Annotated in this window: 29 protein-coding genes and 2 pseudogenes; 9 read left to right on the forward strand and 22 right to left on the reverse strand. The window is 58.2% G+C overall.

Features of this window, described 5'->3' with window-relative positions:
• Positions 1-260 precede the first annotated feature (260 nt).
• The 7 genes from E4P82_RS20200 to E4P82_RS20230 all read right to left on the reverse strand — a co-directional run bounded on the left by E4P82_RS20200 (position 261) and on the right by E4P82_RS20230 (position 4,509).
• Complete coding sequence (locus E4P82_RS20200) at positions 261-434, reverse strand: hypothetical protein (protein WP_169250566.1); 174 nt, start codon at positions 432-434, stop codon at positions 261-263.
• A 201-nt stretch (positions 435-635) separates the two neighbouring features.
• A complete protein-coding gene (locus E4P82_RS20205; RefSeq protein ID WP_169250567.1) occupies positions 636-821 on the reverse strand; it encodes a hypothetical protein in 186 nt (61 codons plus the stop codon).
• 574 nt (positions 822-1,395) lie between these two features.
• On the reverse strand, positions 1,396-2,067 hold the full coding sequence (locus E4P82_RS20210) for a hypothetical protein (protein ID WP_169250568.1): 672 nt from the start codon (positions 2,065-2,067) through the stop codon (positions 1,396-1,398).
• A 14-nt stretch (positions 2,068-2,081) separates the two neighbouring features.
• Positions 2,082-2,357: a hypothetical protein gene (locus E4P82_RS20215; RefSeq protein WP_169250569.1), complete on the reverse strand. Its 276-nt coding sequence runs from the start codon at positions 2,355-2,357 to the stop codon at positions 2,082-2,084.
• A 21-nt stretch (positions 2,358-2,378) separates the two neighbouring features.
• The gene (locus tag E4P82_RS20220; protein WP_169250570.1) at positions 2,379-3,455 is read right to left on the reverse strand and encodes an ArdC family protein; all 1,077 of its coding nucleotides are present in this window, start codon (positions 3,453-3,455) and stop codon (positions 2,379-2,381) included.
• Between the two features lie 23 nt (positions 3,456-3,478).
• The gene (locus E4P82_RS20225; RefSeq protein WP_169250571.1) at positions 3,479-3,802 is read right to left on the reverse strand and encodes a hypothetical protein; all 324 of its coding nucleotides are present in this window, start codon (positions 3,800-3,802) and stop codon (positions 3,479-3,481) included.
• 344 nt (positions 3,803-4,146) lie between these two features.
• Positions 4,147-4,509 (reverse strand): DUF6876 family protein, encoded by a 363-nt coding sequence (locus E4P82_RS20230; RefSeq protein ID WP_169250572.1) that lies wholly within the window; start codon positions 4,507-4,509, stop codon positions 4,147-4,149.
• Between the two features lie 543 nt (positions 4,510-5,052).
• On the opposite strand from E4P82_RS20230, the gene E4P82_RS20235 reads away from it, so the two are divergent.
• Both E4P82_RS20235 and E4P82_RS22575 read left to right on the forward strand, forming a co-directional pair.
• The gene (locus E4P82_RS20235; protein ID WP_246327757.1) at positions 5,053-6,726 is read left to right on the forward strand and encodes an ATP-dependent nuclease; all 1,674 of its coding nucleotides are present in this window, start codon (positions 5,053-5,055) and stop codon (positions 6,724-6,726) included.
• Between the two features lies 1 nt (position 6,727).
• Complete coding sequence (locus tag E4P82_RS22575) at positions 6,728-7,018, forward strand: hypothetical protein (RefSeq protein ID WP_246327758.1); 291 nt, start codon at positions 6,728-6,730, stop codon at positions 7,016-7,018.
• A 156-nt stretch (positions 7,019-7,174) separates the two neighbouring features.
• Here E4P82_RS22575 and E4P82_RS22580 read toward each other — a convergent pair whose 3' ends face one another.
• The 4 genes from E4P82_RS22580 to E4P82_RS24005 all read right to left on the reverse strand — a co-directional run bounded on the left by E4P82_RS22580 (position 7,175) and on the right by E4P82_RS24005 (position 8,792).
• Complete coding sequence (locus tag E4P82_RS22580) at positions 7,175-7,600, reverse strand: hypothetical protein (protein WP_246327759.1); 426 nt, start codon at positions 7,598-7,600, stop codon at positions 7,175-7,177.
• 111 nt (positions 7,601-7,711) lie between these two features.
• Complete coding sequence (locus E4P82_RS22585; RefSeq protein WP_246327760.1) at positions 7,712-8,005, reverse strand: hypothetical protein; 294 nt, start codon at positions 8,003-8,005, stop codon at positions 7,712-7,714.
• An 87-nt stretch (positions 8,006-8,092) separates the two neighbouring features.
• Positions 8,093-8,377: a hypothetical protein gene (locus E4P82_RS22590; protein WP_246327761.1), complete on the reverse strand. Its 285-nt coding sequence runs from the start codon at positions 8,375-8,377 to the stop codon at positions 8,093-8,095.
• 184 nt (positions 8,378-8,561) lie between these two features.
• On the reverse strand, positions 8,562-8,792 hold the full coding sequence (locus tag E4P82_RS24005) for a hypothetical protein (protein ID WP_338140973.1): 231 nt from the start codon (positions 8,790-8,792) through the stop codon (positions 8,562-8,564).
• Positions 8,793-9,243: 451 nt separating this feature from the next.
• On the opposite strand from E4P82_RS24005, the gene E4P82_RS20245 reads away from it, so the two are divergent.
• On the forward strand, positions 9,244-9,792 hold the full coding sequence (locus E4P82_RS20245) for a tyrosine-type recombinase/integrase (protein ID WP_169250573.1): 549 nt from the start codon (positions 9,244-9,246) through the stop codon (positions 9,790-9,792).
• Between the two features lie 14 nt (positions 9,793-9,806).
• On the opposite strand, the gene E4P82_RS20250 is transcribed toward E4P82_RS20245, so the two are convergent.
• From E4P82_RS20250 to E4P82_RS20280, 7 genes and pseudogenes are all read right to left on the reverse strand, one after another.
• Positions 9,807-10,130 (reverse strand): helix-turn-helix domain-containing protein, encoded by a 324-nt coding sequence (locus tag E4P82_RS20250; RefSeq protein WP_169250574.1) that lies wholly within the window; start codon positions 10,128-10,130, stop codon positions 9,807-9,809.
• Positions 10,127-10,473: pseudogene (locus E4P82_RS20255) on the reverse strand (type II toxin-antitoxin system RelE/ParE family toxin). The gene E4P82_RS20250 and the pseudogene E4P82_RS20255 overlap by 4 nt, the downstream one beginning before the upstream one ends.
• 84 nt (positions 10,474-10,557) lie before the next feature.
• The gene (locus E4P82_RS20260; protein WP_169250575.1) at positions 10,558-10,755 is read right to left on the reverse strand and encodes a hypothetical protein; all 198 of its coding nucleotides are present in this window, start codon (positions 10,753-10,755) and stop codon (positions 10,558-10,560) included.
• Positions 10,756-10,783: 28 nt separating this feature from the next.
• Positions 10,784-11,020, reverse strand: coding sequence for a hypothetical protein (locus tag E4P82_RS20265; protein WP_169250576.1), 237 nt, complete (start codon positions 11,018-11,020; stop codon positions 10,784-10,786).
• Positions 11,021-11,148: 128 nt separating this feature from the next.
• Positions 11,149-13,788 (reverse strand): DEAD/DEAH box helicase, encoded by a 2,640-nt coding sequence (locus E4P82_RS20270; RefSeq protein ID WP_169250577.1) that lies wholly within the window; start codon positions 13,786-13,788, stop codon positions 11,149-11,151.
• A 12-nt stretch (positions 13,789-13,800) separates the two neighbouring features.
• Positions 13,801-15,317 (reverse strand): annotated as a pseudogene (locus tag E4P82_RS20275) (site-specific DNA-methyltransferase).
• Between the two features lie 75 nt (positions 15,318-15,392).
• Positions 15,393-15,650 carry a WGR domain-containing protein gene (locus E4P82_RS20280; protein WP_312915899.1) on the reverse strand — a complete coding sequence of 86 codons (258 nt, stop codon included), beginning with the start codon at positions 15,648-15,650 and terminating at the stop codon, positions 15,393-15,395.
• A gap of 428 nt (positions 15,651-16,078) precedes the next feature.
• On the opposite strand from E4P82_RS20280, the gene E4P82_RS20285 reads away from it, so the two are divergent.
• Complete coding sequence (locus E4P82_RS20285; protein WP_169250578.1) at positions 16,079-16,834, forward strand: replication initiation protein; 756 nt, start codon at positions 16,079-16,081, stop codon at positions 16,832-16,834.
• 73 nt (positions 16,835-16,907) lie between these two features.
• A complete protein-coding gene (locus tag E4P82_RS20290; RefSeq protein WP_169250579.1) occupies positions 16,908-17,126 on the forward strand; it encodes a hypothetical protein in 219 nt (72 codons plus the stop codon).
• Here the strand turns inward: E4P82_RS20290 and E4P82_RS20295 are convergent.
• From E4P82_RS20295 to E4P82_RS20300, 3 genes are read right to left on the reverse strand one after another with little or no spacing between them, the layout of a single operon-like run.
• Positions 17,123-18,085, reverse strand: coding sequence for a DUF3991 and TOPRIM domain-containing protein (locus E4P82_RS20295; RefSeq protein ID WP_169250580.1), 963 nt, complete (start codon positions 18,083-18,085; stop codon positions 17,123-17,125). The two genes, E4P82_RS20290 and E4P82_RS20295, sit on opposite strands and share 4 nt — an antisense overlap.
• A gap of 60 nt (positions 18,086-18,145) precedes the next feature.
• Positions 18,146-18,445, reverse strand: a complete 300-nt coding sequence (locus E4P82_RS23345; protein WP_312915903.1) for a ribbon-helix-helix domain-containing protein — start codon at positions 18,443-18,445, stop codon at positions 18,146-18,148.
• Positions 18,429-19,088: an AAA family ATPase gene (locus E4P82_RS20300; RefSeq protein ID WP_169250581.1), complete on the reverse strand. Its 660-nt coding sequence runs from the start codon at positions 19,086-19,088 to the stop codon at positions 18,429-18,431. The genes E4P82_RS23345 and E4P82_RS20300 overlap by 17 nt, the downstream gene beginning before the upstream one ends.
• An 86-nt stretch (positions 19,089-19,174) precedes the next feature.
• Between E4P82_RS20300 and E4P82_RS20305 the strand changes: the two genes are divergently transcribed.
• Genes E4P82_RS20305 through E4P82_RS20315 form a run of 3 tightly spaced genes read left to right on the forward strand, consistent with a single transcriptional unit; the run spans position 19,175 to position 22,569 of the window.
• Positions 19,175-20,791: a type IV secretory system conjugative DNA transfer family protein gene (locus E4P82_RS20305; protein WP_169250582.1), complete on the forward strand. Its 1,617-nt coding sequence runs from the start codon at positions 19,175-19,177 to the stop codon at positions 20,789-20,791.
• A 4-nt stretch (positions 20,792-20,795) separates the two neighbouring features.
• On the forward strand, positions 20,796-21,371 hold the full coding sequence (locus tag E4P82_RS20310; protein ID WP_169250583.1) for a hypothetical protein: 576 nt from the start codon (positions 20,796-20,798) through the stop codon (positions 21,369-21,371).
• Positions 21,372-21,375: 4 nt separating this feature from the next.
• A complete protein-coding gene (locus E4P82_RS20315) occupies positions 21,376-22,569 on the forward strand; it encodes a hypothetical protein (RefSeq protein WP_169250584.1) in 1,194 nt (397 codons plus the stop codon).
• Positions 22,570-22,594: 25 nt separating this feature from the next.
• Here the strand turns inward: E4P82_RS20315 and mobQ are convergent, their stop codons facing one another.
• Positions 22,595-24,292: a MobQ family relaxase gene (gene mobQ, locus E4P82_RS20320; protein WP_169250585.1), complete on the reverse strand. Its 1,698-nt coding sequence runs from the start codon at positions 24,290-24,292 to the stop codon at positions 22,595-22,597.
• A 385-nt stretch (positions 24,293-24,677) separates the two neighbouring features.
• Here mobQ and E4P82_RS20325 point away from each other — a divergent pair.
• The coding region (locus E4P82_RS20325) for a hypothetical protein (protein WP_169250586.1) at positions 24,678-25,007 on the forward strand (330 nt) is incomplete at its 3' end.

Consider the following 25,007-nt stretch of genomic DNA (forward strand, 5'->3'; position numbering starts at 1 on the left):
GGGTTCCCACCGTGCGCACACATCGCGTCAGCGATGTATAAGTGCGCACTTCCCTGCCATGCTCTCGGCCTGCTCGGGGATGACTTTTGCTTGCTGACTTCGCAACAAGGCTCCACTTTTACGAGACCCTCCGCCTGTAGGTTGCTGCTTCGTTTAGGCCGGATGCGCGCTACGGCTCCTTTTTTTTCACGATGCTTGGCGTGGGTCCGGTGAGCTGGCTATGATTGACAGAATTGTTGCCATGAGGACCCGCCGCCATGTCATCGCCCGCTACTCCGGATTCCGACCGCCTCAAGAAACTTCGCCAGCAACAAGAAGAGCTGGCCCAGAAAATCCGCCTCGAAGAATCCCGCCTTAAAGAACAGGCCAGAAAGGACGACACCCGCCGCAAGATCATTGTCGGTGCCGTCGCCCTCGATCTGGCCAACAATCATTCGCAGTTCCGGGCGCTGCTGTACGAGGCCATGAATCAAGCCGTGACCGCCGAACGGGACCGGGATTTGCTGGGCTTGGCCGGTGCGTCATCGGTCAACCCGCAAACCCCCGATCCCCGATGCGTCACCGCCCGCCCGCCCGCGCCGATCAAAGCGCCGCCGAAAAGCCGCTACCGGAGGACTCCGGTAGCGGCTGACGGATCAGGCCGGGTCTTTGGGCGGCAACAGCAGGATGTCGCCGTCCAGGGGCAGGGCGTGCAGCCTGATCTTGTAACCCCCCTTGCTGTTTTGCCACGCCGCGCCGATCCGGTGATAGCGATTCTCGCCGCCGGACTCGGTCACGGTGTAGGCGATCAGCTCGGGGCGTTTTGCGGTTTCCTTGTTCATGTCGTGTACTCCTTTCGGTTTTGGTTTGAACGATTCCCTTTCGGGAATGCGGCGATGGGTTAGCCGGGAACAAAACCGGTTTTACAAGGGGCCACACGGGAGCCCCGCTTCAGCGGGGCGAATGGAGCGGGCCGCCCCTTGTAAAACCGGTTGTCTCGGCTCATCGTCCGTTCATTCCGATAAGGGGAAGGGGTCAGGCAAACAGACAGGAGTACACGACAGGAACAGGGCAACGAAAACCCCCAAGCCGCGTTCGTCCATCCGTGACCGGGCGCGACGGGAGAACTGTTGCGCCCGGCGGATGGGACGGCGGGGCAATGGGAAAAGAGGGGGTTACAAGATCAGGCCGCATGCCTTTTTGCCCTTGGCGGTCTGCTGTTGCCGCCCAAAGAGCCGGTCGGTTCCGGGGCCGTTCACCGTTCACCGAAACGGTGCGGCTTCGGCGGCGCGGTGCGGCACTCGGCGCGGGACCCTGCGGGCGGACGTTTCGGGCAGTTTCGATAAAAACGAAGGCGGGGCAGTAGGAAAAGAAAGAGGCGTGCGTTTGGGCACGGGTGGCGCGTTCGCTAGGCGGTTATGAGGCCGCCTTGTCGAGCGGGTCCCCGTATAAATGCGCTATCTGTTGAACCTGCTCGGCAAGGGCGTTTTCGATGGCGGCGGCGGCCTGTTGCATCAGGTGTTCGCAGTGTGCCGCCTCCGGCCTCGGGTCTTGCCAGTGCGCTTCGAACAGTTCGAGCAGGTCTGCCGGGTCGTCGTCGATGTGTCGCACGGTCTCCGGGGTGGCATGTTCCAGACCGATCAGCCGTCCACAGACGGCCCGTTGCCACCATGCCGACATACGCGGGTATTCATGATGCGCGACCAGTCCGAACCCGGTCAGCATGTCCAGCACCGTGAATTTCTGCGCCGTCAGTTGGCGGCTGCGGTGGCGAACCGCGACGGCGGCGCGCTGCATCAGTCCGTCCAGCCATGCGGGTTGGAAAAACCCGAACATCGGGGAGTCCGTCCAAGTGTAGGCGAAAAACCGCAAGTCCTTTTCGCCGTCTTCGGTGGCGGGGATGCGACCCGGAACCGGCACCATCGACCCGCGCCCTTGCTCTTTGATCCGGTCAAGATCAATGCCCCGGAAAATATCGCTGCCTTCGTCCCAGAACACCCGAAAGCGGGGCGCGGTGTGGTGGGTGAGCGCGCCGCAATCCGCGCCGATGGAAATCACGGTCCATTCCTGCGGCGGCGTTTCGTCCATTCGAAAAATCCTTTCTACAGTCTTCCGCTAATCCACGCGTCGATGGCGGTGGCGGCCTGTTGCATCAGCCGCTCGAATCCGGCTTGCTCCGGAACCGGGTCCGTCCACTGAAACCCGAACAGGTGCAGGGCGTCGGCGTCGTCGCTGCCCTCCGCTGTCCAGCACGGGCCGTCAATCCCGGCCAGCTCCTCCGCGCCACTGGTCCATTGCGCGGTGAAACGCGGCGCGGCGTGATGGGTGAGGGTGCCGGGTCCGGCGTTGCCGGGTTCGATGGTCCAGTCGGTGTTCATCAGCTCGGGGTTCCGGGGGGTTCAGAAAAACGATAACTGCCTTGGCCCGCCGGGTGGCGGCGCGGGCGGTCCGTCCAGTACGGACGGACCGCTTGCCGGGGCGTCTTCCCCGGTGGCGGGCTCGGATTCGGACACGCGCACCGGTTCGGGTTCCGGGGCGGAATCCGGAACCGGCGGGGTGTCGTCGCTTCCGGCGTCCGGCTCCGGATCGGGAGCCGGGGCCGGTTGCAGGTTCAGGAGATAATCGGCGGCTTTCTGGGCGTGGCTGGCGGCGGTGAAGATGGCTTTCTTGTCGTCCTTCAAGACCGTCAACCAAGAAGCGATATAAGCGGCGTGGTCGTCGCGGATTTTGGGGGTTAGCCCCAGCTCGGCGCACAGGAAAGCGCTGCCGATTTCGGCAACGAGTTCCTCCATGGCGTAACCGGCATCGCCCCATTTCTTGCGCCCCATGTCGCGGGCAAGCCGCGAGGGGTGCCGCGTCCAGTGCGTTTGTTCGTGGGCGAGCGTGGCGTAGTAGCTTTCCGGGTCGTGGAAGCTCTCGAACGGCGGCATTTGAATGTAGTCGGGGCCAATGGCGTAAAAGGCGCGGTTGCCGCCGTGGCGGATGTCGGCTTTCGTCGCCGCAAAGAAGGCGTCCAATTTGGCGTGGCGCTGTGCGTCCGTCAGGTGTGGCGCTTCATGCAAAGCGTAGTAATGCGCGGGAAGCCCGTCGATCTGTTCGACGTTGAAAACCGTGTAGCCCTTCATATAGGGGATTTCGATTTCCTCGTCCTGCCCGGTCTTTTCGTTGGTTTCGGTCCGGGTGAGGGTATTGGCGTAAACAACCAAGCTGCCATGTTCGCCTTTCTTGACCTGCGCGCCCAGCTCGCGCGCTTGTTTGTAGGTCATCCAAATGGGCGCGGCGTAGCCTTTTTCCATCGCCGTGACCCAAAGCATCAGGGTGTTGATACCGCTGTAGGGTTTGCCGTTGTGCCGCAACGGCCGGGAAATCGGTCCGGCGGCGTGCGCGGCGTTCCATGGCTGCATCCATGGCCGGGTGCCGTGTTCAAGCGCGGTAAGGATCGTGTCGGTGACGCGGCTATAAACGTCCTGTTTCATGGTGAGAGTCCTTTCTTTCGGGTTTAGAAGTTTTCGGAAAACAGGTCAAGCTGTTGACGGCTGATTTGCTTCGCCTGCCAGATTGGCGATTGCGCGTAGTGATCGAGCCACGCCAGAACGAGGGCGGCGGGGCCGCCGCCCTCCTCGATGACGTTCCGGGCGTAAAACTGTGAGAGATACCCCGTTTCGGTGATCGGCAACGGTTCGCGCTCGGGTGCAAGGCTGCGAACTTCAAGATGATCGAGCGCGCGCCCGTAACTTTTGCGAAAGGCGGGGGAAGTGTCCGGCGTATAGGTGATTTCGATCCGGATGCCGTGCCATGTGATGCCGTGTCGTTCCTTGGTCATTGGCCTGTTCCTTTCTTTTGGTTAAGCAGGGTTGCGTCCTGCAACCCGTCTAGGCCCGCGCCGATAAGCGGGGGGCTGCCGTCAAGGCCGGACCGCGCCGAGGGGGATCACCCGGCCTGCACAAGCCGCCACCGGCGGCGCGGAAGGCGGGGGAAACGGCGCGGTTCCGCCCGAAGGGCTTGGCCTTGACGGCGATGGGGCGGCACGCCCCCAAGGGCCGGACGCGAAGCGCGGACGGCCACCAAAAACCGGCAACGGTCCGCGCAAGCGGTCCGTTGTTCCTTTCCCGCCCTCGCCACGAAAAAAGCCCGCCTGGGGGAAACCCCAAGCGGGCGAACCGGGCGTCAATACTCGCTCGGGAGCAGGATCACGCCGTCGGTGAAGTACAGGTCGATTTCCGGCAGGGGAAAGTCGGTGTAGTCGATGGTTTTCGAGAACACCACGCCGCCGTTGCCGTCCTCGCAAATCAGGTGGGCGCTGCGGTCGGCCTGCACCGTCAGTTTCCAAAGCTGGAATTCCACGGCGGCGACGGCCTTCTGGGCGAAGGCGATGGCGTCCAGCAGCCAGTACGCGCCGCCCTGCTCGGCGACGTACCGCGCGCCGTCGGTGTAGAGGACATGGCGCGCGAGCGGGTGGCGATACCAATGCTCGGTGCCGGTGAAGGTTCTCAGGGCGTTGGCGGTCAGGCACTTGTTTCCGTGAGTCATGATCTTCGTTCCTTCTGTTCGTGTGACCCCCACGGCGGGGGGCACGGTGCGAAGGGCCGAAAGCGAACAGGCGGGCGGTCAATCCCCCAACACGGGGAGCCGCGCGTCAGCGCGGCGAATGGAGCGGGCCGGGGATTGACGGAACGCCGCTTTCGGCCATCGTCACCGGGTCCCCGCAACGGGTCAGGCAAACGAAGAAAAAACGAAGAGCGCCCAAGGAACAGGCGACCTCAACGCAAGGTGAAACGGGGCGATGGGAAAAAAGGGAACTCAACGTGTGACTTCTCTCTGGCCTTTTCCGGAAACTACGCGATGTGACAAAAGAGAATATTTTTGACACAAACTTTCATCCCTGCTAAATCAACGACTTGGTTGTGCCATAAATCAGAGACAAAACAGGCCCATGAAAATCGGCTATGCGCGGGTCTCGACCGAAGACAAAAATCCTGACTTGCACTTTGCCTGCTTAAGGGCGGCAAGGTGCAAGCGCGTCTTTACCGACAAGGCCATTTTAAGTGTTAGGCATATGAGGAAGTAGCCACGATGAAGCTGAGAGAGTTCAGGGTCCGCGAATTTAGGAGCATTTGGGATTCCGGCCCCATTCAAGTCGACGACCAGATGACTTGCCTTGTAGGCAAGAACGAGGCTGGGAAGACCGCACTTCTGACGGCGCTCTACCGCACCAACCCGATCATTCCCGAAGCCACCGAGTTCGATGAAACCTACGACTATCCCAAGCGCGAGGTTGAGGACTACCGTTTCGCGGTCGAGAACAAGGACCGCGACGAGGCCGTGGTCGTCGAGTGCCTGTACGAACTGGAGGAAGACGATAGTAAAGCCATCACGTTAGTCCTCGGCCCGAAGGTTCTCAAGGACGAGACATTCACCCGCAAGACCTACTATGGCAAGACGAACAGTAAGTTCCATCTTGTGGCGGACGACTCCGCCGCGCGCAAACATCTGGCTGACAATCCCGCGCTGCCAGACGAACTTAAGGACGCGCTCAATGGGGCTGCGGACTGGGACACGTTCTTCGCCGTACTCGACACTACGGAAACTACCGAAGCAGTCAAGACACTCAAAGAAACAGTGACGAAAATCCTTGAAAAGGGCCTCGCCTCCTACATTTTCAATTCCCTGATCTGGCCGCGAGCACCGAAGTACCTCTACTTCGACGAATACTACCAGATGAAGGGACAAGCCAACCTCAACGCCCTAATTGGTCGCGAGGAGGCCAAGCAACTTGAGGATTCCGACCATCCGCTCATCGGCCTCATCAATCTGGCGAGGCTCAATCACCGACAGCTCATCGAGGCAAAGAACACGACCGAACTTAAGAACAAACTCGAAGGGGCCGGAAACCATCTGACCGGGCGGATCGTCAAGTATTGGTCCCAGAACCAGCACATCCAGATGCGCTTCGACGTGCGGGACGCCAAGCCCGAAGACCCGCCGGGCATGCGGAATGGCATCAACGTCTGGGGCGAAGTGTATGATACGGTGCACTGGGCGCACACGCCGCTGGGCACGCGCTCACGCGGCTTCGTCTGGTTCTTCTCGTTCCTTGCATGGTACGAGGATATCAAGCGCCAGAAACAGAATGTGATCCTGTTGCTCGACGAGCCGGGCCTGTCATTGCACGGGCGCGCGCAGGCCGACCTTCTGCGGTATTTTGAGACCGAGTTGTCGGCCCACCAGCTTCTCTACACCACCCATTCGCCCTTCATGATCGACCCGACGAAGTTCGGGCGGGTGCGGATCGTGCAGGATTTGGGAATCGACGCGAAGGAACAGCTTCCAAAGGATCAGGACGGCACGAAGGTGCTAACCAACGTGTTCGACGCGACCGATGACAGCCTGTTTCCGTTGCAAGGTGCGCTCGGCTATGAGATTCAACAGACGCTGTTCATCGGTCCCAATTCGCTAGTCGTCGAAGGCCCTACCGACATGCTCTATCTGCGGGCCGTATCCGCCCAGCTTGAGCGAGAGGGGCGCGTGGGGTTGTCAGAAAACTGGGTGATTACACCTGTAGGCGGCAGCGGCAAGGTTCCCGCGTTCGTCGCGCTGTTGGCACCGCAGAAGGGCATAAATGTCGCCACGCTGCTCGACATCCAGAACAGCGACCGTGCGCTGATCGAAGACCTCTACAAAAAAGAAGCTACTCAAGAAGAAACAGGTTACCACCTACGGGGATTTCACCGGGAGAAACGAAGCTGATGTGGAAGATATGTTCGAGCGCGATTTCTATGTGGGCCTTGTGAATGCCGAGTTTGCGAAGGAATTGAAAACGCCGATTGATCCGGGGGCATTGAATGCTAATCAGCCGCGCACGCTGCGAGCTATCGAAGCCAATTTTGAAGCGAATCCGCTAAATTCCGGCTCCTTTAATCATTATAGGCCCGCTCGGTATTTCTCAGAGAATGCGGCTAAGCTCTGGCAACAGGTTTCAGACGCCGCCAAGGACCGCTTCGAAGCCGCGTTCAAGCATCTCAACGCCTTGTTGAAGTAGACCTTTCACTCCGATCTATCATATTGCTACCGCGCGAAAAGGTTCCCTTTTGCGCGGTTATCCACCGCTTTCTAAGCCATTGTTTCGTTTGAGGATGGAAAGCGACAAAAGGGCTATCAACCTTATACCGCTTCCGTCTGTTATGAAATAAATCACTTAAGGAGGAGCAGTGGTAGAAAGTGAGAATCTAAGCGTCAAGTCAGATACTTGTTTCGCTCCCTTGGCAACTTCAGTTGAATCACCAGAGCGCCAATATACATCTTCGTCGAAGAATGACAGGTTTTTCTGCCCACGAATGGTTATTACAATAATCCCATAACCAAAGTATGAATTATAGTCTAGATGGGAAAGAACATCGTTCTTTAATGATTCAGAAAGTAGCGAATTCTTAATTGCATTTTTCCATTTTTGGAAATATCTATCAGTACTTATGCCAAGATGCTTAGCTTCTCGCTCAACACCAACTATATGCCGACCGGCTACTTTCTTAGATTTGATTTTATAGAGTTCTTCAATACGTTTTGCATCCTCATCCTTATCGGCAACACCTATAATAATTTTTGCCAACGTGATTTGGCCCATTATTAGCTATAGCACAAATTGTTTTGTTAACTTTTTTCAAATATAGAGTTATCAATATCTCTAGAATCAGATAGCCTTAATAATCCTTGCTTAAACTCGAAATTTGCGATCTCAATTTTTCGCGCGACTGATATCTGAATCAACATCAGAAGATGTATGATTCTGGTATATATTATTGTTATTTTTTGAGCTTATAAAGTATGTTCCGATCAAACCTTTTACCTGATTTATGTTTTTTTCTTCTTTCTTCAACCGAAGTTTGCCTTTTTTACCAGTTTCAATGCGTTCACCAATGTTATTCATGGTATTTTTGAGTCCAGTATAGTCAGAGATAGACTTACCATCTTTTACAATCAATTCATGGAATGCCATTAGCAATGTTGCAAAAAGTTGATGGAAATGCATTCGTAGTCCGTTTCTTGAAAACAATATCTCTAAGTTTTTTCACTGGTGTGGCAATTACAAACTTCTATTACGCGATCAATACAATACTTAAACTCTGCGGAGAATTTTTTCAATACCATAGATTTCTAGTGCAGCGTTAATTCTATCCGATTGACTATTTCCATCCTCATAAATTTCATCAAGAGCATCTTTAGCGCGCTCTATTAACTCTCCACCAACAATGCACGCTGCAATGTCCGCGATACATTGTTCGTCCATACTGTCTCTTAGATCAGAGGATCGTAATATCCCTTGTGTAACCCAAAAAACATCCTCAGCCTTGACCTGATAGCCATGCTTAGTTTTTGGCAGGTCAATACTAATGGACGGCATGTTCTTTAGTGTTAACACCTCTGCGGATACATCACCTCTAAGTGTGCATGCAAGCTCTCTAACCATTGTCGAAAAGGCATTTTTGAACGCCTGATTGTCGCCTTTTCTTGGTCACTCAAACGGTGCCCGTATGTATTAATTCGATTAAAGACATCATTGATCTCTAATTCCGTAGCATTTCTCATTACTGATAGAGCAAGATTGTAATCAAGAATCGTACTGACCTCTTTTTTGCAATAAAAAATGATTGGGATTCTATCACTGAAAAAAGCGCCAGCATCTGCATATCCTTTTGCTGTAGAAAAAATGTTTTTATATCGAAATATCGATTGTCCAGTGTTGGAAAACTTGTCTCTATGAACGACATTATTGCTTGCAGGCGCTGAAGGCCATCGATTATTTCATATGTACCCAATGCAGAATCACGCTCCGCAATAAGAATTGCGGGAACAGGATATTTTTTTTAATATAGACTCAACGAGTTTCTGTTTTTTCCTCTAATGTCCATACAAGTTTTCGCTGATAGCGACGATTTACATATAGTTTGTCTTCGCGAAACCATCCGTATATCGACTGAATTGGAGCAGGTTGTGATGATAAATCCGCCATTTCTTAATCCTCTGGAAGCTATAATTTATATACTATAAAACTTATATCTCAAGTGCAATTGAGCATGATGATCCCCCCCAAATGTATTCTGATTTTTATGCCTGCATCTTGCGGGAGTATGAGCATAGAACATCTAATGTGGCTCTACAATGAAAAAATTAGACAAAATGTGCCCTTCTGTCCTATGTTAGCGGGGCGGACCGCCGCAAGCCCTTGAATTCGTAAGGGACCGAAAACCCCCCACATGGGACAAAACGATGGACGAGCGCAAACACCTGACCGCCCGCGAGGTGGACCGGCTGCTTGAGGCAGTCAAAGGGGCGCGGCACGAGGCCCGCGACCGCTGCCTGTTGCTGCTGCTGTTCCGCCATGGCTTGCGGGTGTCGGAAGCCTGCGGGTTGAAGCTGTCGCAAGTCGATGTCGAAAGCCGGTGCCTCCACGTCGCCCGGCTCAAGAAAGGGCTTTCGACCACGCACCCGCTGCGAGGGGATGAACTGCGGCTCGTCAAGGCGTGGCTGAAGGCACGGGCGGCGATGGCTCCGCCGGGGGAAGCTTTCTTCGTCAGCGAACGCCGCGCGCCGCTCAATCGCCGCACCGTCTGGGCCGCCATCCGCCGCTATGGCGAAATGGCCGGGCTGCCCCTGCCCGCCCATCCCCACATGCTCCGCCACGCCTGCGGCTTTGCTCTGGCCGATCAGGGCGCGGATACCCGGCTCATTCAGGACTATCTGGGGCATCGGAATATCCAGCACACCGTCCGCTATACCGCCGCTAATCCGGCGCGGTTTGAAAAATTGTGGCGGTAGGAAAAAGACTTTCGTTATTCCGCCCCTAGCGTGGGCGTGGCGAATGCGCCGTGGGACTTGAAAACCCGGATTTCGACGTGCTGATTGAGGCGGTTCAACACCGTCACCAGTCGGTCAATGGTGAACCCCTTGAGGTCGGCGTTCTTGATCCGGGAAATATCCGGTTGCGCCAGTCCGGTGATTTCGGCGGCCTGCCGTTGCGAAAGCCCACGTTCCCGCAGCTCCCGGATGATCTCCGCCGCCAGTTCCGCCCGCATCTGCCGGGCCTCGGCGTCGGGCCAGCCCAGATCACGATAAACGTTGCCGCTCCCTCGGATGATTTCAAGTTCTTCGGTCATTTCAGCATCTCCTTTAATCGTTTGATCCGCTCCCGGATAACCTCGATTTCCCGCTGTGGCGTTTTAATCCCTTGGGTGGATTTCTTCTGAAAGGCATGGATCACCCAAACATCTTCACCCATCTGGACCGCGTAAACGGTTCGGTACGCATCGCCCCGGTAGGGTAAAGCGACCTCGAACACGCCTGACCCGAGTCCCGTCATCGGCTTGGCAATCCTCGCCTTCTCCCCTCGGGCCGCGATAATCAAGCGTCGATGATTTGCTCCTGCACGTCCGGCGGAAACGCTTCGAAAGCTTTCCGGGCTGGCTTCAGCCATGAAATCGTTCTTGTTTTGCCTTCCATGATTTAATGATAGCGTATTTACTATCATTTTCAAGAAAAAAATAAGGTAAATATCAATCAGATAGAAAAGCTGTTATGCGGGGTTCAAAAGGGAATCTGACGCTCAAGATCGGTATAGCAGAAGGGGCCGCCTTCCAAGCCGATGGCGGCGCATCGCTCCGGGTCGTTCAACAGCTCCTCAAGAAGGCAATCCAGATTCCGTTCATCGGCGGCGATTTCCCCGAAGATCGTCCGAATTACGATTGCGCCTTTTTCATCCTCGCCGGGCCTGACAAATCCCATCGCGCCCCTTCCCTTCGGCCGCTAGTTTTTAGAATCCGGCAGCACGGTCCATTTCAGGTATTCGTTTATGGTCATGCCCCGCAAAAAAAGCGAGATTCTCAAAAATAGCCCGAACCCTTTCGGACATGTGGTATCTGTATTCAGCTCCGCCTTCGGGAAGTTCGATTACTTCAATTTCAAGCTCGCTATCGGGAATCAACGGCAGCATTTTGTTGATCGCATCCACGAGTTCCTGTTGCTCATCTTCACTCAGTATGATGTCCATATCTTTGCTCCTTCAAAACCCGCTATAATCTTTTAGAAACAACACACAAATAACAACAAAAAAAGTAAATCAGTCTTTCCTCTCGTTCAAGGCAGGAAAAGCATTCACGATTTTCATGGTTTCAAAACTCACCCGCATAATGCGTTTATCTGCGCCCGCGTGTCCCGGCCCTGGGCGTCGCGCTTCTCGGCCATGAGGAATAGCCCCTTCCCGCCGCTTTTCTCGGCCCATAGCTGGCCGATATTCCGTTTTTCCTTGGTGTCCTGCGTGTCGGCTAAATGCCCGCCCTTGTATTCGATTACCAGAGCGCGCCCGTCCTGTAGCTCGGCCACAAAATCGGGATAAAAGCGGTCGGTGGAAGTCGGCAACCAGAACGAGGTTTGCGGGCGGGTGGCAAGGTTGCGTATCCAGTGCTTGACCTGCGGCAGGGTGTCGATGCTCCGGGCGCACTCGAATTCCTCTCCCTTGGAATCCAGCTCGCCCACGCCGCCGAAAAAGTGTTTCTGGAAGCGGTACGGTCCCTTGTAGAACCACGCGGCCGGATAAGGGCGTTTGTCGAACGCAAAACCGTCCGCAAAGCCCGTCTCGATCTGGGCTTGCGGCCCGAACAGGCAATCCTGATAGCCCTTCGCGTAAGCCTCCCGCCGGTAAGCAGCGATTTTCTGTTGGACAGCCTTGGCAAGCTGGTACTTGAACCGCACCAATTCGTTCAGGGCAAGGCGGCGCGTTTCCACGAGGGAAGTAACCAGCCTGCGGCAAAATTCCAGCAATACCGGCTGGGTGATGTCGGGCTGGCGGCATTGCCGGTCCAGCCAACGGGAAAGCTGTAAATCCGTCCAGTCCAGTTTGAGCAGGCCGATTTCGAGCTGGATGTTTTGATCCAGGTGCTTGTATTCGACTTTATCGCCGTAAAGATCAACCTCCCATCGTTCGGCGGTTTCCCGAATGGAAAACTCCGCCGGGGATAGCTCCGCCGCCCGGTCGTTGAGCGTCCATCCGCCCAAATCGAGGATCAGTTCTTCCTCGGCGAGTTGCAATTCCCCCTGCACATTCAGGAACAGGCGGGGCACGGCGAATGCTTCGCCGCGTTCGGCGGGAGAAATGCTGTTCTGGTAGGCGACGCGGTGGCGGTGAACGGAAGCCCGCAAGGCTTCCCGGCGCTCCGGCTTCACGGTAGCGGCAAGCCGCTGTTCGAGCACCTCGGGAATGTCGCCGGTCACGGCCACGGTCACGGTTCCATCCGGGCGCGTCTCCACCTTAACCCGCGCGGTCACTTCGTCATCTAGGCCGCTTAAATCGGGCGCGGTTTCGACGGTTTCGAGCAGAATGGGCGTCCGGTCAAACAGGCCGCCCGGCGATTCAAAGCCCGGCATTTCCGCCTGCCGGACTTCCATTGCGGCGGCGGCTTCGTCGGGTTCAAATCCCATTTTCTGGACCAGAGTATCCGCCAGACTGCGCGCCCCTTCGCCGAACCTGGGACTGGACACATGCGCATAGGCACGGTTCAGGGCCTCTTGACTCCGGCTTTCCGCGTAGGGCATCCGCAGCACACGCCCGAGAAACTGTTCGATATCGGTCGCGCTGCCGACATTCGCCACGGAACACAGGACGTAAGCGAAAGAACAGTCCCAGCCTTCCTTGAGGGCCTCCACGGTGATGATGAATTCGACCGGACACGCCTTGTCGAAAAGGTCGATGGTATCGAGTTCGCGCTGTTCGCCGGTGGCAACGGCGATGCGCTCCGGGATGATGTTCTCGTTGTCGATCAGGTGGCTTTTCAGGACCTCAACGGTCACGTCCTGCCCCTTGTCCTGCGCCTGAAACAGCACGAGGGGGCGGATATAGCGGGCGTCGCTCTGGGCGGTGTCGGCCAGTTGCGCCCGCGTCTCAATGGCGTCATGAACAGCAGCGCGCCAATCGGGATGTTCGGTCAGGATGATTGGCAGCTTAATCATCTGCGCCGCCTTCACCTCGGCGGCGGAAGCGCGAAACAGGACGTTACTCCCGTTTCTGGCGTCCGCGTTCGGCGTCGCGGTGAATTCCACGATGCAGGCCGGGCGCAAAGCGGCCAGCATCTCGAAAGACAGATTCGTTCCGGCCTTGTGCGCCTCGTCCACGATCACCAAAGGCCGGTGAACCGCCATCAGGTTGACGAACGAAAACTTGATCTTGCCCTTATTGGACCCTTCCTCGAACCGCTCCAGTCCCGGCGTGCTGTCCGGAACATGGGTAAAGTGCGGCTCAAAGTTTTCGGAATGCGCATACACCTTTCGCCCCTCGGTGTTGGTGACCCTCAAGGTCTGGATCGTACAAACCACGATGCAGACCTGTTCGGTCAAATCCTGCGGGCGGATTTGGGCGATTTCTGACACGTCGAACACCGATACCCGGCCGTCAAAGGCGGCGTCAATCGCGGCGCGGTAGGGGTGGGAGGGTTTCTTGAGGGCCTCGGCCGTCTGTTTGCGGATGGTGTTAGTGGGCACCAACCACAACACCACGGGATAGTCCTTCTCCAGATAGGCACGTCCGGTCACGGCGATGGAATGCGCCGCCAGCAGGGTCTTGCCGCCGCCTGTGGGCAGGCGAAAACAGACATTCGCCACGCCGGGCAACCCCGGAATCGTCCGGTAGGGCGGCGGGTTGCGCTCCGGCTCCCGTTGCCGCAAGGTTTCGCCGAACGCCTGCTCGGGGTTAGCGGTGAGATGAGCGCGTTCAAGATAGGTTTCGAGCGTTTGCAGGGCCGTGCGCTGAAAGGCTTTCAGTTCCATTGTGCTGTTCTCCTAGCGCGCCTTAATCTCGTAAGGGATTTGCCGGAAGGTAATCCGCTCGTTTTCCAACCGCCCGGCGCTCATCCGGCACCCCTCCCCGAAAATGACTTTGGGACCGTCAAAGGGCGGCAAGGCGGCAAGGATTTTCGCGGTCAGAACATTGCCGCCACTGGGCCGCTTGTCGCCCAGAATACCGTTGTAAAGCAGGTAATAGGCGGTGCCGTCATGGATGCCCAGCAGGGACGAATCCGCCGATCCGGTGAAGGGAACGCCGGTCTCGATAAACCAGACATGGGCGGCCAAGGGCGTGAAACGAATACCGGGAGAAATGTGGCCCGTCTCGTCGAACACCGGATCACCGAGACGATAGAACCGGAAACCGCCGCCGCCTTTCCAGCCCATGGCCTCGGAAATCCCGCCCTGTTCGCCTTCGATCACCTTGTGCAAGCGCGGGGCGCAATGGGTAACGGCGTGTTCGCCCATTTCGATGCCGATATAGCGACGGTCCATTTTGTGGGCTACGGCGGCGGTCGTACCGGAACCAAGGAAGGAGTCGAGAACAAGGTCATCGGGGTTGGTAGCGATTTGCAGGATTCTTTGGAGAAGGCGTTCCGGTTTTGGTGTTCCAAAAACATCTTTGCCAAACAGAATGACAATTTCCTTTTTTTGCATCTTGTGTGTGTCCAACATCCTCATATGACCAAAATGTTTGAGGAACGATGCCTTGCTTAACTTCACTCAAATAGATTTTTGGTGCTGGAACATTATTCCCATTTTTACCCCACCAGATACGTCCATTTTTATCCAACTCCCGAAACTTCTCCTCTGATACTCTCCAATAAGATCCAGACGGCGGCCCTTGTATCACTCTTCCACTTGGACAAGTTATTGAATATGTACCTTTGCTGTAAAAATTTCGGGCAGCAAGGTTATTTGGTCTCCAAGCTCCACGCGGATCATTATCTAGGTTCTTATACGCTTTATCTTGTTTTTCCGAGCGCGGCATTGGGTTTGGCAACCAAATATTAGCCGATTTCCCGTAAACCCATAGATAATCGTGGTCCTCTGAAAAGTGGCGAGCACTTGATTTTGGCGCGTAGTTTTTTTCGCCAAATTACAGCCGCTATAAAGTTTCCTCGTCCAAAAACCTCATCCATAATGACCTTGAGATAATGCCCTTCGTTGTCATCAATCGAAACCCAGATACTCCCGTCTTCGGATAGCAGCTTGCGAAATAACTCAAGGCGCGGATACATCATCGCCAGCCATTGGCTGTGTTCCAGATTGTCGTCGTAATGCTCGAAGGCGCTGCGGGTGTTATAGGGCGGGTCAATGTAGATGCACTTCACTTTTCCGGCATAGTAGGGAAGCAGGGCCTTGAGGGCGTCCAGATTGTCGCCCTGAATGAGCATGTTGCCGGTGTCACGGTCGCCGTGAGAAAAGTCCGGCGCTTCTTCGAGAAGGCGATAGGGCGCAAGGGCAGCGCGGTGAATGTCCTCCTCGCGGGTCAACCAATGTAAAAGCGGCATGGATTCCCTTTGTTCGTTAGAGTTCTTAATCTTTTATCCGGTACTACAGCCGGGGAGTTTCCGCAATCCCCGTTATCATTCCTCTCCCTCCCCTGCCCCGCCAATGGCGCGGTAGCCGCGTCTTTCCTTCTGCCTGCGGATTTTCGCGCCCGCCTCGATGGCCGCGCTTTCGCTCTCGAACCATGTTTCCCGGACCGTGCCGGGATGCCCGATGCGGCCCCATTCCCGAATGAGCGTCCACGAACCGAACAGGGTTTGGGCTACGGTGAGGGTGTAGAAACGCTGCCGGTTGTGGGTAGGTTCCCGCCGTTCGAGGTAGATCGTGGTCATCATCGCACCTGCTGGAATGCCTCTCCTCCTGCATGGCGTTTGGCGCTTCTCGATAGGGTGTAAAACCTGTTACGCATATCACAAGCCTAACAAGATCGACGGGCGGCAGAAATCTTCTTTTTCCTGCTGCCCGGTAAGGGTGATTTGTCGTCACCGGCGCGAGTTATCCACAGCCTTTCGCCACTGTGTTCTTATGTTCAATAGTGTTCTTAGTGTTCCCCATGAAAAAACATATATAAAACAAAATATTATCGTTTTAAAAGACACAGATTCAGCGCGAAAGGACACAGATTCAGCGCGAAAAGGACACAGATTCAGCGCGAAAGGACACAGATTCAGCAAAAGACACAAATTCAGCGCACACCTTTCCGCCCATAAAAGACACATATAATGGATTGATGAAGTGTCCTGTCTTTGGTAGTTCATATCTTATGAGCAAACACCCCGTTCCTACCGGCGACCCTTGGAAACTATCGGAAACCCACCCGGCGACTGTGCCGGTGCCTCTGCCTGTCATCATCGTCAAGGTGGAAGGACCTTACACGGAACGGGACCGCAAACTGTGGACATTCCTGCTTCACGCCGTCTGGGACGAACTTGGAGAAAAACGCATTCATGAATTGTCCGCCCATAAAATCAATCAGGTTTTTCGTATGCTTGGCGGCGATCACAACACAAGCTGGATATGGGAAAGCGCAAAGCGGCTGGTGGATACCAAGGTCATTTTTGAGTGTGAAGAGGAAGATGAGCGGTATCAGGGAATAGCAAGCCTTCTTTCCGCCGCCGCCGTTGGAAAACGGGCTAGGGAAACCGGTTTTCTACGGTTTGAATTTCCGTCAATGCTGATACCGATCTTGAAAGAGCCGGGGCGCTTTGCCCGGCTCCGGGTGCATTTCCTGATAGGTCTATCGGGTAAATACGCTGTATCGCTTTATGAGATTCTGGAATCCATTGTGAACAAGATTGATCCTGTTATGGAGGTTTCACTTGATGCCTTGCGCCAGTGGCTCAAGGTTCCAGAAGGAAAATTGACAAGATGGGTTCACCTTAATCAACGGGTTATACAGCCTGCGATAGAGCAAATTAATACAAATCCGCTTGGGGCTGGATTCACTGTTGATGTGCATCCGATCAAAAAAAGGCAGGTCTGTAGATCGGATACGTTTTACAGTCTGCAAAGTCGATGAACGGCTGGCGCTTGAAGACGCCTTGCAGGGAAAATCTTCTATGCCAAACGAAGGCGGCAGGAAGAAAGAAGCTTTGCCCCCTCCCCCCGTTTCGCTTGGCCCTCTGTTCGAGGTAATCCGGCTATCCGGCGATGACTATGAACGCGCCAGAGAAGCCGCGCCCGGCTGGGATATTTACGAACTCGAACGGCAATGGCGGGAATGGATGATCGACAAGGAAAGCCCTCAACGCCCCGGCCCGGCTTTCGTTGCCTTCTGCCGCCAGAAATATCGCAAGAACGGGCGGCCCTAGACCGGCCGGAACGTTGGCGTACCGGAACTGGACGCGCCAGCCTGTGTTTTCAGAACCTCGTTCCAATCCGTTCCCTCGCGCACGGGGTGGCGGTCGATCAGAGTAAGGTCGGCGCGGCCGGTAGCAACAGCAATGTCCTTGATCTCCCCGGCAAGGTGCCTGCCGCCCGCGTCGTTGTTGGTGGCCATCAGGATGGACGCGCCCGGCGGGAGTTTGAGGAAGGCAGCTTCGAGCAACTGGCGCTGCGTCGGGTTCATCTCACCCGCGATGGAGAAATAGCGGGTTCCCTCGGCGCTGTGCAGGGCATGGTAGCTCAAGGACTCGATCGCGCTTTCGGTGATGACCAGATTCTGGTCATCGGGGAAAAAGGCGGAATACCAAAGCCCTTTCTGGCCGCCCTTGGCGAAACCCTTGAAACGGCTGTTGCGCAACTCGAAACCGCAAAGCCCGTCCCGGTCGTGATGGGGAAAGACGGCGTTGCCGTGGCGGTCAATGTAAATCTTCCCGGCAAAGCGCGGGTCGGCCTGCACGGCGGCGGAAAGATGCCGCTCCCGCTCAAGGTAAGGGTGGCTTGTAACGGCCTGCATCCGGGCAAAATCGGCCTGCACGCGGGCGCGGTCTTTACTGGTTCGCTCGATCTCGGGTGCATAAAGCTGTGTGGATAGCCTCGGCCGCTCGCCGGGGCCTGTCCATGCTCTAAGAGTGCGGCGAACCTCGCCCAAGGATACCGCCCGGCGCTTCTGTACGAAGTCGATGATGGTTCCGTGGTCGGCGTCATCTCGCACGGAAAAGTAAATCCAGTGCCCGTCCATACCACGGCTGATAATGATCTTGTCGCCGTCCGGGTGGCGCATGGTGGCGCAATTACGGCTGCTTTCCTTGCGGTCCAGCTCGTACCCCTGCCCTGCGGCGTATTCACTGAGGTTGATGGTGATCTTGAAGCTTTCCAGTTCGTCCATGTCTGGCCGTGCCCCTAAAAATAGAAAAGCAGAAAAGTATACTTGTCTACAATAAGATGATTAGCCTTTTCCCTTGGGTGCGATTTCTGGCTTGCCATATTTGGCAAACAGGTCATTGAAGCTCTCGGCAATCAGGTCCTGCAAGGTCTTATTCTGCTCTATGGCGAGAATTTTCAACTGATCCCGGACCTCCCTTGGGAAGTGGGCAGTAATCGGCCTAGTGCTCTGGCGTCCCGGTTGCCGGTAAATCTTCGGCTCGTCCCCTTCGCTTCGATCTGGAATTGGTTCCGGCCTTTCCCGGTGGCGGGTTCCGCCTCCAGCACTTCTGACGATAGCCGCCAAATCAGCCTTTTTTACCATTGTCTCGAACTCTGCTTCTAGGTTTCTCTAAAAGTATACTTATAGCCTTATAGACAAGCTGGATTTCTTCGGCGGCCTTTCCGCCCGGATCGTACTCAAGCGCCGTGAGGCCAAGCGCGGCGGAATCCCCGAAAGCGGAACGCTGCCCGAAGAAAGTCGGGCATACGGAAAGCCCCATTTCCTCCACGGCGCGGATGGCCTGTTCATGCCGATTACCGCGCGGAGGCGTGGCATTCAAGATCACAAGCGCGGGTTTTCCTCCGGCCAGAGACAAGATTTCCTTGGTGTTGGGAATCGTCTCAAGGTCGTATATCTGCGGGCGGCAGGGAATAAGAACAAGATCGGCAACCTTGGCGGCGGCCAGTGCCGATTGTTCGGACCGGGCGGGGGTGTCGATTAGAGCAAGATCAACGCCGCCCTCCTGCGCTTTTTGCAAAGCGCTCGGAAGGCGAGCGGGCTGGGCGTCTACTACAATCGGAGTCTGCGCCTCGCGCCGGTCGCTCCAGTTGCAGGCCGTGGCCTGCGGATCAAGATCAATGATGACGGGTACGGCTCCGCCCCGCTCGGCGGCAACGGCCAAGGACAAGGCAAGAGTGGTCTTGCCGGTTCCCCCCTTCTGGGCAATCAATGCGATAGTCTTCATGCTGCTTGTATACAAGTATACTTTTAGACAAGACGAATAATAGGCTATTTGAGTTTTAGACCCTCCGAATAAAGAGTCAAGGGAAAATGCCCGAATTCGTGGACACCTACCGCGCGGGGTGGGGGAGCTGGCCGGGGATGATCATCGCGCTGCGGGGCTGGGCGCGGTCCTCGCATATCGACCAGAGGCAATTCGGTTACCGGGACGGCATGATCTTGCTCGGGCGCGGCGCGGACGGCGCGCTGCTGGGCCTGAACGATCCCGGCCATTGCGTCACGGTGGCGGGCAGCCGGGCGGGGAAGGGGGTGTCGATCATCGTGCCGAACCTGTGCCTGTATCCGGGCTCGGCGGTGGTCATCGACCCCAAGGGCGAGAACGCCACGCTCACTGCCGCGCGACGAGGATCGGGGTCGGTGTATTGCGAAGGGATGGGGCAAACCGTTTACGTCCTCGATCCGTTCAAGCTGGTTCCCAACCACGCGAGCGCCACCTATAACCCGCTGTCGGTGTTCGATCCGGACACCCCGGAAGGCCGGGAGCTGGCCATCGACGATGCCGCCCTGATCGCCGATGCCCTGGTCACGCCGGGCGGGGACCGCGATTCCCATTGGGACGAGTCCGCCCGTTCGGTGCTGGAAGCCCTGATCCTGCACGTCGTCAGCACGGAAGCGCCGGAACACCGCACCCTGACCCGCGTGCGTGAGCTGTTGATGCGCGGCCTGCCGCCGCCGGACTCGGACCCGGAGGAGGAGGAGGAGGAGGAGGACTCATCGAGCGGCTTCATCGCCCTGCTGGACGGTCCCTTGCGCGCCAACAAGGAGTTCGACGGGGTCATCGCCATGGCGGCGGAAGCCCTGCTCGATCTGGCCAATGCCGAACGCGGCAGCATCCTGTCCACGGCCCGGCGCAATACCAAATTCCTCGACAGCCCGGCCATGAAGCGGGTGCTGGCGCATAGCGCCTTCGATCTGCGCGATTTGAAGCGCCAAGCCATGACCGTGTATCTGTGCCTGCCCGCCTCGCGTCTGCATACCCATGCAAGATGGCTGCGCCTCGTGATCGGGCTGTCTCTGGCCATGATGGAGCGGGAGCCCACCCGGCCCGATTTTCCGGTGCTGTTTCTCATGGACGAGTTTGCTTCGCTCGGCAAGCTCGATGTCATCGAAACGGCGGCGGGCCTGATGGCGGGCTATGGCGTCAAGCTCTGGCCGATCCTGCAAGACCTCTCCCAGCTCAAGCGCCACTATCCGCAAAGCTGGGAAACCTTCCTCGGCAATGCGGGCCTGCACCAGTTTTTCGGCAACACCGATCTGACCACTCTGGAACATGTCTCCAAGCGCCTCGGCAAGACCGCCGTGCTCGCCGTCACCGAAAGCCAGAACGAGCGGGCGGGCACGGAAGGGCAGGGGGTTTCGACCAAGATCGACACCGCCGAATTGCTCCGGCCCGACGAGGTGGCGCACTGGTTCGCCCGCCACCGGGGCACGCAAATCGTCCTGATCCCCGGACAAGACCCGTGGGCGCTGCGGCGCGTGGCCTATTACGAGGACCCGTTTTTCTTGGGCAAGCGCGATTGGGCCAAGACCCTGCCGCCGCCGGAACCGCCGACCCTCGAAGCGCTGCGCGCCCGGCCGCAACCGTCACCCGCCCCCTCCAAGCCGCGCGGCGTATTGGGCGGCTTGTTCGGCAAAAAGGAGGGATGATCCCGTGCTGGAAACTTGGCAACGGCTCAAGTTTTACGGCTTCGCCGCGCTGTTCGCGCTGCTTCCGGCCCTGGGCTGCCTGTGGGTGTTGCTCGCCCGTTTCAGTCTGCTGCCGCCGCTTCCCGGTCTGCTGTGGTGGTTTTCGGTCGCGGTCGCGCCGTGGTGGCTGCTGGGCGCGGCCGTCCTCGTTCTCGCGGGCGCGGGCTGGCGCTATGTCCTGCATCGCCATAACCCGCAGACCCGGCGCACCGAACAGGCGACCGGGCGGCGCATCCCCGCCCCTCGGCTGGTTCGGGAACGGAGTCTGGTCGGTATCGCCGCGCTGCTGCTGGCCGCTGCGGTGCTGCTCCCGCGCCAGACGCCGGACGGGGTGTTGATCTGGGAGTCCTCGAAAATCGAGCGCCAAACAGTCATGGGCACCATCCGGCAGGAAGAGGGCCGGATGGCGTGGGACACCGCCGAACAGCGGGTGTGGACCTGCCGTTACCTGACGGTCAACGGCATTTCGACCCGCGTGCATGTCGCCTCCAGAGGCTTTCCGTACTGTAGCTATTTCATTTACCGCTATCCGAGAAGCTGACGCCATGAAACGGACGGTGTGGCTGTTCCTGCTGGCCGCGAGCGCGGCCGATCCGACATGGGCGCAAAGCGACGCCTGCGCCACCGTGGACCCCGAAAGTTACGATCAGGTCTATGCCTGTATGTCGTCCCTGCAACGCTCCGATGGGCGTAGCATGGCGCATGGCAACCTCGATACCGCGCCCTGCCGAACCGTGATTGCCCGCTATCGCGGCGCGGTCCGGGGTCATGGGGTGCGGCTGCGCTCGCGCGAGCCGCGCGCCAAGAGTGAACCGCTTTATCCGTCCTGTACGTTGCTGGCCCGCGTGGTTCAGGACATGACCGGCAAGACGGCGTACTGGTCGGGCTGCCTCGATTACGGATCGCTGCCCCCGGCCGAACATTTGCACCAGTGCCTGAAGACCGTGCTGCCGGGGTATTACGGCGTGGGGCAGGGGAGGGGAGCGCAACGCCTGCGTGGCTGCGGCGAGGTACTCGGCGCGTATGAAACCGGCCTGCGCGCGGCGATGCCCGATAATGGCTTGCCGCCGGGCTATGTCCGGCCGGATTGCCAGCTTGCGGCCGACGTTCTGACGCAACCGGGGGAAGATGCGGCGGCGGCTCCTCCAGTTTCCGCGCCGTCTGTACCCGCCGCGCCTCCGGCTGCGCCCGTACCGTCAAACCTGGCACAAGACCCGCCCGCCACGGCAACGCCTCCCCCCGTATCCCCACCAGCCCGGCCCCGACCGTTGCCGGGCACCGGGCAACCGCAATGGGCGGCCTGCCTCAATTACGATCCCGATAATCTGCCCGCGCATCTGCGCGCGTGTCTGGGCACCGGTCGGGAGATGCGGCGGATGCACGAATGCCGCAAGGTACAGGCCGCCTACATGGCGAAGCTCATACAAGCGTATGGCCGCCTGCCGGAAAACCATATCGTCCTGCCCTGTTCGGTCGCCGATGGCTATCTGGCCGAATTCCGGGCGCAAGAGGAAGCCGAAAAACAGGCCGCGCTCGAACGCAAGAAGGAACAGGAACGGCAGGTCCGTGCCCAGCTCGTGCGCGATGCCGAAGACTTACGCGATAACCCGCCGCCGCGTCCGTTGTTCGCCCGGCCGTTGACCACATGGGTCATCCTGCTGGCCCTCCTCGGCGGGGCCGGGTGGGGTATCGGACGCTTCGTGCAGCGCAAGCGAGTGCGGGCCGCGCAAGCGGCGTGAGGATGAACCCGAACGCCCTGCTGGCTCAATCGTAGCTACGAACCCGCACTCTTCCGCCGTCTTGCTCCTCCCGCCCGCGCGCCTGATCGCCGCGGCTTTTCTTCCGCGCGCGTTGGTTGTCGTTGGCCCGGTGGCCCGTCCGGTTCCAGGACTGTTCCCATTTTTCGGCAAGCTGTCGTTCCAGTTGCCGCAACTCGATTTCCTGCCGTTCGTTCAGCGCCACGGCTTCGGCGCGTAGCGGTGCTTCCATCGTCTCCCGCGCCATCTCCTGCTCGCGGGAAAGATCGTGTTTGCGCACGCGCAAAACGTCCATCTCCGTTCGGTCCGCCTCGGCGTCGCCACTGACCCGGTATAGCCATGCCTTGATGCCGGTCTGGGCCTGCCGCGCCTCGATGGCGCGGATATCGGCGTTCGCTTCGCGTCGCCGCCGGTCGAAATCCTCCCCGATCCGGTTGGCCCACAGTTCCCGGATGCGCTCATGGGCAAGGTGTTGAACATCGCGGGCTTCGAGCTGGCGGCTGAACAGTTTTTGCCGTTGCCGCGCGGCCCAGTCCTCGAACCGCTCGCGCCGGGCGTCTTCCTTGGCCCGTCGCTCCGCGTCCTCGGCCTCGGCGATGGCGGCCTCGATCAGTTTGTCCGCCTGTTCGCGTTCGTAGGCGTCGCGGTCCCAGATTTCCGGTTCGTTCCGTTCGTCCCGTTCGCGCTCCCCGGTGTCCGGATCGCGGCGGGCGTCCTCGAAGGCTTCACCCGCCCGAACCGGATCGACTTCGGAGGGTGGGGCCTGACTGCTTTCCGCGAACGCTTCCCGGATCGGGACCGGCTCCGCCTCGCGCTCTTTCTCGGCTTCGGGCGCGCGAGCGGCGTCGCCGAACGCTTCCCGCGCTTGCGGTGGCGGTTGCTTTCCCGCTTGCGCGAAATCCGTCTGTATCTTGTGGCGCTGTGCGTCCAGCAAACGGCGCTTTTCGCGCTCGGCTTCGAGACTAATCACCTTGAACTGGTGTTCGCGTTGGGCGCGCTCGGCGTTGCGGGCTTGGACTTGCCGGTTCTGCTCACCGATCCGCGAGGGTTTGCCCGCCTTTTCCATGCGGTGCGCCCATTTGCCCAAGTGCTGGGTCGGTTCGCGGTCGATGCCTTGATCGGCATAGCTACGATGATCGACGCGGGCCTTGTGGCCCGCCCGTTCGAGCGCCCGGTTCTGAAATTGCGCCCATTGATAGCGCCAGCCCCGTAATACGCCGTCGTCGTTCCAGCCCCGTTCCTTGTTACCGAAGCGCTCGCCGTCGAAGCGGCGCATGGTCAGCATGACGTGGGCATGGTGGTTGCGGGCGTCGCCTGTTCGGTCGGGGGCGTGAATGGCGAGGTCCGCCACCATGCCCCGGTTGACGAATTCGCGTTGCACGAAATCGCGCACCAGCTCTTGGCGCTGCGCGTCGCTCAGTTCGTGGGGCAGGGCGAGAATCAGTTGCCGGGAAAGCTGGGCGTCGCGGCGGCGTTCGGCCTGTTCGACTGCGTTCCACAGTTTGGCGCGGTCGCGCGCCCAAGCGGGAGCGCCTTCGGGCGCGAGGATTTCGGTATGCAGGACGCCGTCGCGCCGCCGGTAGTCGTGAACTTCGCCGGTGCGTTCGTCCTCGATCCGCTCGCCCGCCCGATACGCGGCGGCGGCGGTCGCGCTGTAACCTTTGCCGCGCCCGATGATTTCGGCGCTGAAACGATAGAGGGCCAAGGCGGAAAGTCTCCTCGCGGAATCGCAAGGTCGTCGAGTCGGTCACGACAAGGATAGCATGACGGCGGGTAACGGGCCGTTCAGGCCCGCCCGCCGGGCTATCCGATGGACCGCGCGCGAAGGGCCGGGGTTCCCACCGTGCGCACACATCGCGTCAGCGATGTATAAGTGCGCACTTCCCTGCCATGCTCTCGGCCTGCTCGGGGATGACTTTTGCTTGCTGACTTCGCAACAAGGCTCCACTTTTTACGAGACCCTCCGCCTGTAGGTTGCTGCTTCGTTTAGGCCGGATGCGCGCTACGGCTCCTTTTTTTTCACGATGCTTGGCGTGGGTCCGGTGAGCTGGCTATGATTGACAGAATTGTTGCCATGAGGACCCGCCGCCATGTCATCGCCCGCTACTCCGGATTCCGACCGCCTCAAGAAACTTCGCCAGCAACAAGAAGAGCTGGCCCAGAAAATCCGCCTCGAAGAATCCCGCCTTAAAGAACAGGCCAGAAAGGACGACACCCGCCGCAAGATCATTGTCGGTGCCGTCGCCCTCGATCTGGCCAACAATCATTCGCAGTTCCGGGCGCTGCTGTACGAGGCCATGAATCAAGCCGTGACCGCCGAACGGGACCGGGATTTGCTGGGCTTGGCCGGTGCGTCATCGGTCACGCCACCACCGATCCGATGCGTCACCGCCGCCCGCCCGCGCCGATCAAAGCGCCGC

It is taken from the genome of Candidatus Competibacter phosphatis (genome assembly GCF_012939995.1).
Taxonomy (GTDB): Bacteria; Pseudomonadota; Gammaproteobacteria; order Competibacterales; family Competibacteraceae; genus Competibacter; species Competibacter phosphatis.

Bases quoted from the DNA above. Each gene is read 5' to 3' on its own strand.
- E4P82_RS20295 (WP_169250580.1), bottom strand. From the start codon at position 18,085: ATGGACGAACTGGAAAGCTTCAAGATCACCATCAACCTCAGTGAATAC.
- E4P82_RS22590 (WP_246327761.1), bottom strand. From the start codon at position 8,377: ATGCCGTCCATTAGTATTGACCTGCCAAAAACTAAGCATGGCTATCAG.
- E4P82_RS20225 (WP_169250571.1), bottom strand. From the start codon at position 3,802: ATGACCAAGGAACGACACGGCATCACATGGCACGGCATCCGGATCGAA.
- E4P82_RS20235 (WP_246327757.1), top strand. From the start codon at position 5,053: ATGAAGCTGAGAGAGTTCAGGGTCCGCGAATTTAGGAGCATTTGGGAT.
- E4P82_RS20300 (WP_169250581.1), bottom strand. From the start codon at position 19,088: ATGAAGACTATCGCATTGATTGCCCAGAAGGGGGGAACCGGCAAGACC.
- E4P82_RS20215 (WP_169250569.1), bottom strand. From the start codon at position 2,357: ATGAACACCGACTGGACCATCGAACCCGGCAACGCCGGACCCGGCACC.
- E4P82_RS20245 (WP_169250573.1), top strand. From the start codon at position 9,244: ATGGACGAGCGCAAACACCTGACCGCCCGCGAGGTGGACCGGCTGCTT.
- E4P82_RS23345 (WP_312915903.1), bottom strand. From the start codon at position 18,445: ATGGTAAAAAAGGCTGATTTGGCGGCTATCGTCAGAAGTGCTGGAGGC.
- E4P82_RS22585 (WP_246327760.1), bottom strand. From the start codon at position 8,005: ATGCATTTCCATCAACTTTTTGCAACATTGCTAATGGCATTCCATGAA.
- E4P82_RS20280 (WP_312915899.1), bottom strand. From the start codon at position 15,650: ATGATGACCACGATCTACCTCGAACGGCGGGAACCTACCCACAACCGG.
- E4P82_RS22580 (WP_246327759.1), bottom strand. From the start codon at position 7,600: ATGGGCCAAATCACGTTGGCAAAAATTATTATAGGTGTTGCCGATAAG.
- E4P82_RS20285 (WP_169250578.1), top strand. From the start codon at position 16,079: ATGAGCAAACACCCCGTTCCTACCGGCGACCCTTGGAAACTATCGGAA.
- E4P82_RS20270 (WP_169250577.1), bottom strand. From the start codon at position 13,788: ATGGAACTGAAAGCCTTTCAGCGCACGGCCCTGCAAACGCTCGAAACC.
- E4P82_RS20250 (WP_169250574.1), bottom strand. From the start codon at position 10,130: ATGACCGAAGAACTTGAAATCATCCGAGGGAGCGGCAACGTTTATCGT.
- E4P82_RS20200 (WP_169250566.1), bottom strand. From the start codon at position 434: ATGATTGTTGGCCAGATCGAGGGCGACGGCACCGACAATGATCTTGCG.
- E4P82_RS20305 (WP_169250582.1), top strand. From the start codon at position 19,175: ATGCCCGAATTCGTGGACACCTACCGCGCGGGGTGGGGGAGCTGGCCG.
- E4P82_RS20260 (WP_169250575.1), bottom strand. From the start codon at position 10,755: ATGGGATTTGTCAGGCCCGGCGAGGATGAAAAAGGCGCAATCGTAATT.
- E4P82_RS20230 (WP_169250572.1), bottom strand. From the start codon at position 4,509: ATGACTCACGGAAACAAGTGCCTGACCGCCAACGCCCTGAGAACCTTC.
- E4P82_RS20210 (WP_169250568.1), bottom strand. From the start codon at position 2,067: ATGGACGAAACGCCGCCGCAGGAATGGACCGTGATTTCCATCGGCGCG.
- E4P82_RS20265 (WP_169250576.1), bottom strand. From the start codon at position 11,020: ATGGACATCATACTGAGTGAAGATGAGCAACAGGAACTCGTGGATGCG.
- E4P82_RS20315 (WP_169250584.1), top strand. From the start codon at position 21,376: ATGAAACGGACGGTGTGGCTGTTCCTGCTGGCCGCGAGCGCGGCCGAT.
- E4P82_RS20220 (WP_169250570.1), bottom strand. From the start codon at position 3,455: ATGAAACAGGACGTTTATAGCCGCGTCACCGACACGATCCTTACCGCG.
- E4P82_RS20205 (WP_169250567.1), bottom strand. From the start codon at position 821: ATGAACAAGGAAACCGCAAAACGCCCCGAGCTGATCGCCTACACCGTG.